15 protein-coding genes are annotated in these 12883 nt (G+C 41.8%); 10 read left to right on the forward strand and 5 right to left on the reverse strand.

All coding sequences use genetic code 11. The annotated features are described in order from the left end of the window. Positions 1-9 precede the first annotated feature (9 nt). The 3 genes from D0T66_RS00270 to D0T66_RS00280 are packed head-to-tail and all read right to left on the reverse strand — an operon-like array spanning position 10 to position 2671. Positions 10-708: a porin family protein gene (locus tag D0T66_RS00270; RefSeq protein WP_163355032.1), complete on the reverse strand. Its 699-nt coding sequence runs from the start codon at positions 706-708 to the stop codon at positions 10-12. A gap of 38 nt (positions 709-746) precedes the next feature. Beyond that, a complete protein-coding gene (locus D0T66_RS00275) occupies positions 747-1967 on the reverse strand; it encodes a pitrilysin family protein (protein ID WP_163355033.1) in 1221 nt (406 codons plus the stop codon). A gap of 5 nt (positions 1968-1972) precedes the next feature. Then, positions 1973-2671 carry a DNA alkylation repair protein gene (locus tag D0T66_RS00280; RefSeq protein ID WP_163355034.1) on the reverse strand — a complete coding sequence of 233 codons (699 nt, stop codon included), beginning with the start codon at positions 2669-2671 and terminating at the stop codon, positions 1973-1975. Positions 2672-2859: 188 nt separating this feature from the next. Between D0T66_RS00280 and D0T66_RS00285 the strand changes: the two genes are divergently transcribed. From D0T66_RS00285 to D0T66_RS00310, 6 genes are all read left to right on the forward strand, one after another. Continuing rightward, on the forward strand, positions 2860-3495 hold the full coding sequence (locus D0T66_RS00285) for a biopolymer transporter ExbD (RefSeq protein ID WP_163355035.1): 636 nt from the start codon (positions 2860-2862) through the stop codon (positions 3493-3495). A 227-nt stretch (positions 3496-3722) separates the two neighbouring features. Next, complete coding sequence (locus D0T66_RS00290; protein WP_163355036.1) at positions 3723-4208, forward strand: DUF4252 domain-containing protein; 486 nt, start codon at positions 3723-3725, stop codon at positions 4206-4208. A 91-nt stretch (positions 4209-4299) separates the two neighbouring features. Continuing rightward, positions 4300-4767 carry a DUF4252 domain-containing protein gene (locus D0T66_RS00295; protein ID WP_163355037.1) on the forward strand — a complete coding sequence of 156 codons (468 nt, stop codon included), beginning with the start codon at positions 4300-4302 and terminating at the stop codon, positions 4765-4767. A 12-nt stretch (positions 4768-4779) separates the two neighbouring features. Then, positions 4780-5292 (forward strand): RNA polymerase sigma factor, encoded by a 513-nt coding sequence (locus tag D0T66_RS00300; RefSeq protein WP_163355038.1) that lies wholly within the window; start codon positions 4780-4782, stop codon positions 5290-5292. Then, positions 5289-5846: a hypothetical protein gene (locus D0T66_RS00305; protein ID WP_163355039.1), complete on the forward strand. Its 558-nt coding sequence runs from the start codon at positions 5289-5291 to the stop codon at positions 5844-5846. The genes D0T66_RS00300 and D0T66_RS00305 overlap by 4 nt, the downstream gene beginning before the upstream one ends. Before the next feature lie 3 nt (positions 5847-5849). After that, on the forward strand, positions 5850-6332 hold the full coding sequence (locus tag D0T66_RS00310; RefSeq protein ID WP_163355040.1) for a DUF4252 domain-containing protein: 483 nt from the start codon (positions 5850-5852) through the stop codon (positions 6330-6332). Positions 6333-6395: 63 nt separating this feature from the next. Here the strand turns inward: D0T66_RS00310 and D0T66_RS00315 are convergent, their stop codons facing one another. Beyond that, positions 6396-6830, reverse strand: coding sequence for a hypothetical protein (locus D0T66_RS00315; RefSeq protein ID WP_163355041.1), 435 nt, complete (start codon positions 6828-6830; stop codon positions 6396-6398). Between the two features lie 46 nt (positions 6831-6876). Then, the gene (locus tag D0T66_RS00320) at positions 6877-8364 is read right to left on the reverse strand and encodes a hypothetical protein (RefSeq protein ID WP_163355042.1); all 1488 of its coding nucleotides are present in this window, start codon (positions 8362-8364) and stop codon (positions 6877-6879) included. 304 nt (positions 8365-8668) lie between these two features. Here D0T66_RS00320 and D0T66_RS00325 point away from each other — a divergent pair, with 304 nt between their 5' ends. From D0T66_RS00325 to D0T66_RS00340, 4 genes are read left to right on the forward strand one after another with little or no spacing between them, the layout of a single operon-like run. Beyond that, the gene (locus D0T66_RS00325; RefSeq protein ID WP_163355043.1) at positions 8669-10828 is read left to right on the forward strand and encodes a S9 family peptidase; all 2160 of its coding nucleotides are present in this window, start codon (positions 8669-8671) and stop codon (positions 10826-10828) included. 10 nt (positions 10829-10838) lie between these two features. Further along, on the forward strand, positions 10839-11681 hold the full coding sequence (lipA, locus tag D0T66_RS00330; protein ID WP_163355044.1) for a lipoyl synthase: 843 nt from the start codon (positions 10839-10841) through the stop codon (positions 11679-11681). Positions 11682-11684: 3 nt separating this feature from the next. After that, positions 11685-12383, forward strand: a complete 699-nt coding sequence (locus D0T66_RS00335) for a hypothetical protein (protein WP_163355045.1) — start codon at positions 11685-11687, stop codon at positions 12381-12383. 39 nt (positions 12384-12422) lie between these two features. Further along, positions 12423-12815 (forward strand): hypothetical protein, encoded by a 393-nt coding sequence (locus D0T66_RS00340; RefSeq protein ID WP_163355046.1) that lies wholly within the window; start codon positions 12423-12425, stop codon positions 12813-12815. The last annotated feature ends 68 nt before the right edge of the window (positions 12816-12883 follow it).

Genomic DNA, 12883 nt, shown 5'->3' on the forward strand with positions numbered 1-12883 from the left:
TAAATGTGGCTAAAATCTAAAACCGATGGATAGGGTGAGGTTTCGGTTGCGAAGTTCTATGTCGCTTTTTTGAGAGATGTTGTACAAGCCGTATTCGTAAGTGAGGTTGAGCGTGTAGATATCATATACTACACCCACGCTGCCTATCAGCCCGTAATCGGTCTTCTTGAGGTTTTCGGAGGTGAAGGTGTCATACTTTTCAGAGTATTTATCTACAGATGATTCGCCTGCGAAATAGATCGTCTGTGTGCCTCGCTCTTTAGTTTCGCCGGAAAATCCCCAAGCGCCATATACCCCGGCATTCACATTGAAAAGCCATGTTTTATTGTAATCGCTTTCCCAACCGAGCATCAACGGCATCATGATGTAATTGGCATCTGTGGTAGTCGTTATAGCTTTCACCTCGCGGTAAGTTCCCCCTAAATCTTCAAAGGGCTCTACCGTCCGGCGTTTCATACCCTTTTTGGTTACATGAATCCCCGACTGGAATTGTATGTTGTCATAAAACTTGTATGCTCCTACTACAGCAAAATGATATCCCGGTTTTACCTTCTTGCCATAATTCTGGTCTTTTATATCCATTTCGGAGGAGTTTGCCCCTATACGAAAGTCGAGGAAGAATTTTTTCTTAGCCCCTATCTGGGCAGTTGCCCCGATGGAGAGTGACAAGAGTGAAACGAGAATAATTATTTTATATATAGCTTTCATTCAATGCGATTTGTAAGAGTACTACAAAATTACAATAATTAATGATATATCAAGCTAAATAGGCTCTTTTCGTCGAAAATTTCGTTTGCTACTTCCCGTATATCCTTGGCTGTTACCGCTTCTATTTTAGCAAATGTTTCTTCGAACGAGTCGATCCGGCCATAATGGAAAAACGTTTTACCCATCGACAAGGTTATATTTTCCCGGTTGTCGCTCGATATTCCGATCTGTCCTATCAACTGCTTCTTGGCAGCATTCAGCTGCGAGGTTGTCAGTTGTGTATCCCGCAGCTTTTTCAGCTCTTTATATATCAACTCAATACATTTGTCTTTATTGCGTTTGTCTGTCCCGAAATAGACCGTAAAAAGTCCTGTATCGGTATAAGTGGTTGCCGATGATTCGACATTATATACATAGCCATGCTTTTCCCGAAGTTCGATATTCAAGCGGCTGTTCATTCCCGGGCCTCCCAGAATATTATTCAACAGGTGGAAAGCTTTTCTTTTCGGATTCTTTATTTCATAACCTCTACCGCCGATGATAGCATGTATTTGCGAAGTCTTCTTCTTAATAAGAAGATGTTCCGGCAAGACTGTTTCAGCATCGATTCTGCTTTGAGCAGTTTCTGCCTGAGGGATGCCAGATAAATACTTTTCCGCTAACCGGACGATCTTTTTGAAATCGGTCTTGCCATTCGAGAAGAAAACGATGTTATTAGGGTGATATAGCCTATTGACAAACGCTTTGACTTTAGGCGACGTTAATTTCTTAATCTGCTTCGCATTGCCCAATATATTATGTCCGAGCTGCGAACCGGCAAAGACAAGGTTCTCGAATTCGTCGTAAATCAATTCCGAAGGGCTGTCTTCGTACGAATGTATTTCGTCTATGACGACTTCTATTTCTTTATCCATTTCCTTTTGCGGAAATTCGGAATGGAAAACCAAATCGGACAGTAATTCCAATGCCCGTTCGAAATGCGGTTCGAGGAATGTGGTATAGATAACCGTTTCTTCTTTGTTGGTATAGGCATTCAGATCACCGCCCACACTTTCCATACGGTTGATAATGTGGTGGTATTTCCGCTTGGTGGTTCCTTTGAAGAGCATATGCTCGACGAAGTGTGCCATCCCGTATTCGTCGGCATGCTCGTCGCGTGTACCAGCATTTACAAAAAGGCCGCAGTAGGAGACATTGCTTACGTCGGGCTTGTGAATGATGCGAAGTCCGTTAGGAAGGGTATATATTTGATAATCCATTTATATTATTTCTTCATATAATGCGCCCTTTCTTCGGGCGACAGTTTTTCTATTGCGTAGCGCAGCATGGTACGCGGCATTATTTGGTGGTGCTTGTCGAGGAATTTCCGTAATTGCTCTATATCCTTTTTGCCTGCTTCGCGGAGCATCCAGCCGGTAGCCTTATGCATCAAATCGTGCTTATGGTCGAGTAATAATTCACTGAGAGCGAAAATATCCTTTAAGTTGCCGCGGCGGATGAAAGCATAGGTACATACCACAGCGATTCGCTGATCCCACAGCAAGCTGCTTTTGACCAGTTTATATAATACGGAGCGGTCTTTGTCGACAAGATATTCGCCTACAATATCTTTGGCGCTTAAATCGACCAAATCCCAATTGTTGATGCGATGCGTGTGTGCCAGATAGAAGTCTACAATCTCTTTCCTCTCCGCCTCGCTGGCTTTTTTGAATCGTTCGACCAATATCAGCAGGGCACACAGGCGACATTCGTGATACTCGTTCTCCAAAAGCTGTGTAACTTCTTCAAACGGCATTGCCTTGTATTTCTTGGCAATTTTGCGCGTATCGGGAACGACTACACCGATAAATTTATCGCCTTCTCCATATTGTCCTTTCCCTGTTTTGAAAAAGTAGGGCAAAAATTCCTTTTTTTCGGGGGTGGAGAGGGCTTCGAGTTCTTTATATATTTCTTTTACTGTCATTTCCTGTATATTTCTATATTTCACCTATTTACCTGATATATAGATAAAATAACTCCGGCGGAGAGATGCAAAAGTACAACATCTTTTCCGATAAATGGTAAAAATATTTTTCACTGCTTATGGAATTATCCGAAAAAATGCTCTATAAGGTAAAAGAAGATGTTTAACCTATCTAAATTCTAAACGTTATGGCTAATATAAATACAGATACCGGCAGAAAAAAAGGAGGAAAAAGAAATAAACCACAACAAAAGACATTGCGTGTCGATTTCACCCCGATGGTGGATATGTTGATGCTCCTGATTACATTCTTTATGTTTTGTACAACGTTGGCCGTTCCGCAGGCAATGGATATTGTAATGCCATCAGACCAAAAGGATGATAATCCGCCCGAAGTGGTTGGCTCTAAGACAATAACATTGATTCTGGGTGAAGATAATAAGGTGTATTACTATCATGGCGTACCAAACTATGAAGATTATAATTCATTGGTCGAAGCTAATTACAAAGACATACGTCCTATTTTGCTTGAAAAGAATAATGTATTGTTCAAACAAGTGAATGATTTAAGAAAACAAGTTCGTTCGAAACAAATATCAGAGAGTCACTTCAAAGAGGAAATGGCTAAACTGAAGAAATCGAAAGAAAGTATAACTGTCCTGATCAAGCCGACCGAAAATGCCCATTATGCGAATCTGGTGGATGTGCTCGACGAAATGCAGATATGCGGTGTTGGCAAGTATATGGTTGTTGATTTGGCAGAAGGAGATAAATTCTTATTGGAAAACCTAAAAACGAAAGGAGGTCTCACGGCACAGATGTAACTAAATTATTATAAAAAACTCTTTCAGTTCAAAAGCTCCTACTTTGCTGGTAGGAGTTTTTTTGTTTTGTAATGTATTGTATTTTAGTTGTTTATGAAATGTGTGCAAAAAAAATGAAAATTCTTGTAACGAAAATCCGGCCTGCCTCGTCTTATTTTTGAAAGCGATAATAAGGTACCTCGCAGATACTTGAAAAAAGAATTAATAAACAATAAAAAAATAAGATCATGAAAAAGGTAGTTATAAGTTTAGTTTTGTTATTTGCAGTAGTTATGTCAGCCGGAGCCAACAATCCGGATAAGCTAATCGCCCAGCTTTCGAAGGAAAGCAATGCAACCAATGTCAAAATAGGAGGTTTCTTGATGGCGATAGCCAAGCCTTTTATGGAGAAAGAAGCCGGCGAAGCTATGCCATTGGTCAAGGGAATCAAATCGATTCACGTTTTGGCAGTAGATGGTTGTTCCGAAAGCCAGAAAAATAATTATGTTTCACTGATAAATAGCATAAAAGACGAAGGTGGGTACGAAACTATTGTGCAGGTCAACGATGCTGATTCTAAGGTGCGCATCATGTTGAAAACCGAAAAAGATAAGGTGAAGGGCATGTATATCTTTTGTGTAGACGATTCGGATATTGCTGTAGTCAAATTGCTTGGCAACATAAAAGAGAAAGATATACAGGAACTTATCGAGAAATATAGCAAAAATGATTAATTTCGTTCCTTGAATGGATGCAGGAGTGCGCAAAGCGCTCCTCATCCTTTGCAGGAATAATCATCGAACGTAACATCAGAACAATAAAAGCATGAAAAAATTAATTACATCCTTTGTCTTATTATTTGCAGTAGCACTGTCGGCTTTTGCCATTCATCCCGAGAAAATAATATCACAATTGAAGGAAGAAAAAGGCGTAGAAAAGCAAAGCATAAGCAAAGAGGATTTCCCCAAAAATGCGGAAGCTGAACAGTCGGTTATACTTCGCGAGCTGGAAGCTATAAACGTTATTACGCTTGAGGAGTTCTCGCAGGATATCGCCCTAAAATACAAGGCATTGTTTAATGACCTCGAAGAAGCGGATGGTTACGAAACACTTATGCGTATAAATGATGAAGGCGAAACTGTACATATTATGTTGAAGACAACAAATGATACGGTAGAAGGATTATATTTCTTTGCTATAGATGATGCCGATATTGTAATTGTAGAGCTAAAAGGAAACTTTAGCAAAGATGCAATCGATGAATTTCTGGAAGAACATTCCGAAAAACCTTAATTTCGCTGTTTGATGGATGCAGAAATTTTCAAACAAAAATTTCTCCCATATCATCAGAAACTCTACCGGATAGCGTTCCGTATTGTACAGAATGAGGCAAATGCCCAGGATATTGTTCAGGACACTTACATCAAACTCTGGGAAAAACGAGACCAGTTGACTGATTTGAATAGCCCCGAAGCGTTTGCCATTACCATGTTGAAAAATCTTTGCCTCGACTTCTTACGAAGTCCTAATGCTAAACGAAAAGAAGAATATATCCCAACGATGAAAGCTCATGAAAATAATGAAGATATATACCTGCCGAATAGCATAGAGATGCGGGATGAGGCCAACTATATCAGAGAACTGATAAAGAAACTGCCCGAGCAGCAACGATTAGTGATTATGTACAAGGATTGGGATGGTTATTCCACCGAAGAGATAGAGACGATGATGGGATTGAGTACGACGAATGTACGGGTCATACTCTCGAGAGCAAGAAAAACCGTACGGGAGCAATATTTAAAACTATGTGCAGGATGAAAACAGAAGATATAAAACAATTATTAGAAGCCTATTACGAGGGAGAAATATCTCCATCGGATGAGCAGCTGTTACTCGATTATTTCGGTAGCGATGCTGTTGCTCCCGAATTGGCAGACGAGGCTTATATCTTTATGCAGATATACGATGGGGAAGAAGTTCCTCCGGCCATAGGATTGGATGCCAAACTGGAAGCTCTTATCGACGATCTCGCCGCAAGTGAGGCAGGGGAGGAGAAACCTAAACTGCAACTTGTAGCCTCTAAAAAGAAAAGTAATATATTGGCTTGGTTCTCGGTAGCCGCCGCTTGTGCTGCTATCCTCATTTCAGTGATGTTCTTTGTAAACAAGCCACAGGATGCCGATCTGCCGCAAATGGCTTATCAGGATACCTACAGCGATCCGGATGAGGCATACATGGAGGCTGAAAAAGCATTGTTACTGATTTCGAATAAACTGAATAAAGGATTGTCGCAGGTTACGGAAGTGAATAATGACATAACCAAAGCGAATAATGTTGTAAACAATACGTTGAATACCCTTAAAACAAAATAGAAAATGAAACTTAAAACGATTATAATCACATGCATACTCTTCTTCTCGGCTATAGGAATGTATGCGCAGGATAACAAGCTTTTCGAAAGATTCTCGAATAACAAGGAGATAACATCCGTTTATATTTCGAAGAGTATTTTGCGGCTTGCCCCAAGCATGGATCTCGGTGATGCCAATATCAGCAACCTGATAGGAAAACTCGATAAATTGGAGATATACACATCCGAAAATCCATCGGCAGTTGCGATGATGAAAAAAGAAGCTGCATCATTGATGAAAGGCAAAACTTATGAAAGCCTGATGACTGTGAAGGATGGCGATGAGAATGTCGATTTCCTGATAATGGCCGACGGGCAAAATATCAAAGAGTTTCTGATGGTGACAGCCCAACCGAATGAATGTACCATCATGCGTATATTAGGCAACTTCACGATGGAAGATATTCAGATGGTCATGTCCGAAAATAAGGACGGTAAAAAGAAATAGTAATTTCGAATAAAATATAAGCAGGTTAGTTCGGTTAGGACTAACCTGCTTTGTTTATGCTCTCTACCACATGAGGACTATCTGAAAACTTTCAGTGTCGGGTTTCTGATAAGTGTCAAAATCGGAGTAGGTGACGTAAAATCTCATCCAATTAGGCTCGATTTCATAGTCATAGGTTTGCGTCCATAATACAGCTTCAGTGCCAGTCCATATTCCTTTGTGCAAAACGAATGGCATTACATTCTTTACATCATCATCAACTATCAGATAAGCTACTACTGCTCCGTAATCATATACACTATAGGTCAGTTCGGGAATATGTACATCTGCATAGTAATTAGAACTTAACGATCCCGGTGTGCCGGAAAGAACCCAATCTTCGCTTTTGATGGTGACTGTTTTTGTAAAGAAATTAGCATCTCTACCGTCTCTTCCATCTTCACCTGTGCAAGAAACGAGTGTGATAGCTGTTAATAGGATAAATAATATCTTTTTCATGGCCTAAAATATTTAGTTAATAATTAATTACTTTCATATTCTTTATTCATCGTCTACCCGAACCGCGACTCGAAGATCGTCCACTACTGGAAGATGAGGATGATGGTGAGCTGGAACTGCTGCTCGAAGAACTACTTCCATAAGAAGAACTGGAAGAAGAGGATGACGAACGACGGCTTTCCGCTTCTCTGCGTTCTCTGTCTTGTCTTTCTCTCGTTTCTCGTTGTTCCCTCTCTCTGCGTTCTTGATCTTCGCGCTGTCTGCGGCTTTCCGCTTCTCTGCGTTCTCTGTCTTGTTTCTCTCTTTCTTCTCGTTGCTCCCTGTCTCTGCGTTCTTGATCTTCGCGTTGTCTGCGGCTTTCCGCTTCTCTACGTTCTCTGTCTTGTTTCTCTCTTTCTTCTCGTTGTTCCCTGTCTCTGCGTTCTTGATCTTCGCGCTGTCTGCGACTTTCCGCTTCTCTACTTTCTCTATCTTGTTTCTCTCTCGTTTCTCGTTGTTCCCTCTCTCTACGGTCTTGAGCTTCACGATTTCTGCGGTTTTCCGCTTCTTTACGTTCTCTATCTTGTTTTTCTCTTTCTTCTCGTTGCTCCCTGTCTCTGCGTTCCTGATTTTCACGCTGCTTGCGATTTTCAGCTTCTTTATTGTCTGTATCTGAAGCAGTATTTCTGGAACTTGAACGAGTAGGGGATGTTGTAGTATTTCCTATCTGGGAGTTTCTGTTCTCATCCCTTTCAGTCCTGTTTTTATCATTATTCTCTTTAGGATTTCTATCCGTAGGGCGTATTGCCGGTGCGTTTTCCGGACGCGAAGTATTATTATCCCGCTCTGAAGTCCGTACTTCTCCGTTGTTGGGAGGGCGCGAGATAGGTCTATTGTTTCCTCTGCCGGAATCCCTTATATCAGCAGGCTTTTCCGGCTTGGGATTCGAAGGGCGTTCTCCTCCCGGCTTTTCCGGTTTATGTGGCCTCTCGGGTTTCCCCGGTTTATAAGGCGGTTTTGGTTTAGAGTTATATGGGGGTACTACTATCGGACTATAATAGTAGTCTTCGTAGTAGTAAGAAGGACTATAATAATCATAATCATAATTGTCGTAATAGTAGTTGTCGTAGTAATAATTATCATAATAGTAGCTGTCATTATAATAATTGTTGCTATAAACCGGCGAATAACCGGCGTAATATTCCTCTCCTTCGTATTCTTGATAATTATTGGAATTATCGTCGAAAGCCAGAACAGGCATATTTAATAATGCCGGGATATTGTTTGCTACGGACGTATTGAGTTTTCCATTCAACTTGGATATGCTATCATTCTTGACTTCTTTCTTGATTTTCGTTAAAGGCGAATTATGAATTGTAGAATTTTTTAAGCTATCATTTATTACTATTGCCGAAGAATCATTGAGGCTTTCTTCAGAAACCTCTATAGACAACGGTTTGTCTTCTTCTGCTTGTTCATTCTCTCTTTCTCCTTTACAACCTGATTGTGACAGAACCAGGCATAGTATACATGCAAAATATAATATCTGTCTCATGGCTCTTATTTTTTTTAAGAGTTAATAAATCTATTCTTAATGTGCACATGTATATATAGTGAAAATCGATTCTCTTTACAAATTGACAATATAAACTATTGATGTGTGTGATTTAGGATGTTAATCATTTTGTTTTATTATCAATTTTATATATATGACTAAAAAAATCTTAATAGGTTTAATCGGATAATGAAAAAAATAAGTATACATATCATTTTTCTATATTTTTTGCTTTCTTTGTTTTGCCAATATCCGCTTATATTCACATAAATAGACTATATTTGCCAAAAAGAATTACATAACAATGAAAAAGATATTTGCTTTATTACTCGGTGGGCTGTTGTTGGTTGGTCTGCATGCCCAGAACTTAGAGTTAAAAGACATAACCGCCGGAAAATATTATGCCTATGGTGCTCCCGAAGTCGTTTCCTCTGCAGACGGAGAGCACTATTATCAGGCTGCGGATAAGAATACCAAGATTATCAAATATTCTTATAAAACAGGACTGCCTGTAGAAACTGTATTCGACGCGAAAACAGCCCGCGAATGTAGCTTCGATTCGTTCCAAGGCTTTATTATGAGCCCCGATGAATATCGTTTGCTTGTATATAACGAGGCCGAATCTATCTACCGCCATTCATTCAAAGCGCAATATTATTACTACGATATCCGTCGCAACCATGTGCGGAAGTTGACTGAGAACAAAGGCAAACAGATGGTTCCGACCTTCTCGCGCGATGGACGTATGGCAGCCTATGTGCTGGATAATAATATCTGGCTGGCAAAATTTGATTATGAAAGCGAATCGCAGGTGACTAAAGACGGTGCCTATGGTAAAATCATCAATGGGGCAACGGACTGGGTGTACGAAGAAGAATTCGGCACGACGGCTCTAATCGATTTCTCGGCTGATAATAACCTGTTGGCGTTTGTGAGATTCGACGAATCGGAAGTTCCGTTCTATCAGATGCAGCTCTATTTGGGACAGCTATATCCACCTGTGCAGACATTCAAATATCCAAAAGCAGGGGAGAAGAACTCGACCGTTTCGGTGCAGGTATTCGATATCAACTCGATGACTACACGCAAGATGAAAATGCCCGAACAGGGAATAGAATACATCCCGCGCATACAATTCCTTCCCGAAGGAGACGAGTTGGCCGTGATGACACTCAACCGCGAGCAGAATGTATTTGCCATGTATTATGCCAATGCCCGTTCCACAGTTGCCCGTCAGATATTGCGGGAAGATAACGAGCGCTATATCGATTCGGAGTTGTTGAATACTATTCACTTCTTTGGCAACCAGTTTACCTATGTCAGCGAGAAGAGCGGCTACAGCCATATCTACTTATATGACAACAATGGCGTTCAGCAAAAGCAGTTGACATCAGGCAATTATGATGTGACCGACTTGTTGGCTATAGACGAAGAAAAAGGCTTTGTGTATTATCAGGCGGCAGAAGAAAGTCCGCTGACCAGAGCCATTTATAAAGTAGAACTGAAAAAGGGTACAAAGACAAAATTGTCTACTCAAAGGGGCTTTAATACAGCTCAATTCAGCAAGAACGGAAAGCATTATATCAATTCCTATTCTAATGCTACCACGCCTACACTTTCTACGGTGCATGACGCAACAGGTAAGCAATTGAGGGTGTTACAGGATAATGCTCCTTTGAAAGAGCGATTGGCATCCGTAAAGCTCCCGGTGAAGGAATTTATAACAGTGAAGGCTGCCGACGGCATTACGGACTTGAATGCTTATGTGATGAAGCCTGTCGATTTCAATCCTTCGCGCAAATACCCGTTGGTGATGATACAATATAGCGGGCCAAACTCGCAAGAGGTACAGGATAGATATAAGGCAGACTGGACAGACTACCTCACTACGCAAGGCTTTATCGTTGCCTGTGTAGATGGACGCGGAACAGGTGCCCGCGGACAGGATTTCCGCAAATGTACTTACCAGAATCTGGGGATAATAGAATCGGACGACCAGATTGCGGCAGCACGCTATTTTGCGTCCCAATCATATGTCGACAAGGATAAAATTGCTATCTGGGGATGGAGTTATGGTGGCTACAACGTGCTGATGAGTATGAGCCGTGGCAATGGCATATTCAAAGCCGGTATTGCTATCGCACCCGTTACCGACTGGCGCTATTACGATTCGGTATATGCCGAGCGTTTTATGCGCACTCCGCAACAGAACATGGACGGCTACGTAGACGGTTCGCCAAAGACATTGGCACGCAACCTGCAAGGAAACTTGTTGTTGATACACGGTTCGGCAGATGATAATGTGCATTTCCAGAATTCGATGGAATATGCCAAGGCATTAATCAATGCCGACAAGCATTTCGATATGTTTGTTTTCCCCGACAAAGACCATTCGATTCGTGGAGCGGCCAACCGCAACTACCTCTTCCTGAAAGTGACGAACTTCCTGAAAACGAATATGTAATCCCATACGAATGGCTCACGTTAAGAAACCGGACTGGCTCAAGATAAGGTTGGGAGGAAACGAACGCTTCACCCAGACCAAGCATATTGTAGAATCACATTGCCTGCATACGATTTGCTCCAGTGGACGCTGCCCGAATATGGGCGAATGCTGGGAGCGCGGAACGGCTACGTTTATGATAGCAGGTGATGTTTGTACACGTTCGTGTAAGTTCTGCAATACCAAGACGGGTAAGCCTTTGCCGCTTAATCCGGATGAGCCGGAGAATGTAGCCCGCTCTATCCAACTGATGAAACTGAAGCATGCCGTGGTGACTTCGGTCGACCGAGACGATTTGCCGGACTTTGGGGCAAATCATTGGGTAGAAACAATCCATAAGATAAAGGAACTAAACCCTGCTATTACCGTTGAGGTGCTGATACCCGATTTTCTGGGCAGGCGCGAGCTGGTAGATATGATATGTCAGGCGCTACCTGATGTGATAGCCCATAACATGGAAACTGTGCGTCGGCTGACGCCGCAGGTGCGCAGCGCCGCTAAATACGATGTCAGCCTGTCGGTGTTGAAATATATTGCGGTCAGCGGGCGGAAAGCCAAGTCGGGTATTATGCTCGGGTTGGGGGAGACGAAAGAGGAAATCCTCGGACTGATGGACGATTTGTTGTCGGTCGGATGCAAAGTACTGACCATTGGGCAGTATCTTCAACCATCTCGGAAACACCTGCCGGTGGTCGAATACATTACGCCCGAATCGTTTGACGAATTGAAATCGATTGCATACGGTAAAGGCTTTGATTATGTAGAGAGCGGGCCGCTCGTGCGTTCCTCCTATCATGCCGAAAATTGCTTGTAGAATATGCTGATTAAGGGATTCCTGCTCACTGCTTTTCTGATAGCATTATTGATTATGATGCTTGTTTCTTTGATACTGGCGATAGTCAAGCGGAAGAACAAATCATCACGTAACAAATGCCTTCTGGCGGCGGGAGCAATGTTCGTATTTTCGTTACTCACAGCCGGATACATCCTTTATAAGACAGTCTATACAATTAAGAATATCGAAAACGATGATGTCGTTGAGTTCTTCTCCGATGCTCTTTCTTCCACTCATTCGATGAATTCCCTCCAAATGCGTAAGCTCGTAAATATGCAACCGCAGGGAGTAACCATCTCTGGCGAATATTATACCTATGCCGGATTCAGAGACTATTACCGCATGCCGTTGATTTATCCTTATTCGTTGACGGCGATTGACGATTTGGAAGAAGCTGTCATAGAGGACGAAACGGGTGTGAAGGTCTTGATAGATTCCAATAAGAGCAAGCAGCTACTACATGGAATAACAGCATTTTCGTTTAACCGTGATGCGCTGTATGCTACTGTCTGTAGTCATTTCGATACGGATACGACCTATGCGGTCATTCATTTCCATCCTTATAAGATAGAAAAGTTCACAGTGAAAGAAGATGCCTTGCGAGCCGCAGAGGAAGCCGGATTGGACAAAGAGCAACAGACGGTGAAGGACTACTACTATGCCTTCTCCAGATTTGACTGATATATGAATATAAATATAAATAAGCTCAATTAGAATCGGATGATAACAGCTTGGATAGGAGGGATATGTATGCTCCTTCTTGTACTCTTCCAGATATTGTTGACATTGGGCTTTCCATTAGGGGAGTACGCGATGGGTGGCAAATATAAAGCCTTTCCGCCCAAGATGCGTGTTTTCAGCGGGATAGCAGCGGTTATACTTACCTTTGCTGCTGTTTTAATTTTATCGTTAGGTGGAATCTTAGATTTGGATGTAAGTGCACCTTTTTTCAGGTATGCCGCCTATGGCTTCGGAGGATACTTGTGCCTGAATACCATTATGAACCTGTTTTCATTCAGCAAGAAAGAGAAATACACGATGACACCTCTGTCGGCTATTGTAGCTTTCTGCCTCATATACACCGCCTACCATTCCAATTCCTATTCCTATTGAGCCGGTCTAATAAGAAATCCCCCTCTATGGAAATAAAGGAGGATTTTATCAGGTCAAAGTCAATCCTT

Source organism: Dysgonomonas sp. 25, from assembly GCF_010501075.1.
Lineage (GTDB): Bacteria > Bacteroidota > Bacteroidia > Bacteroidales > Dysgonomonadaceae > Dysgonomonas.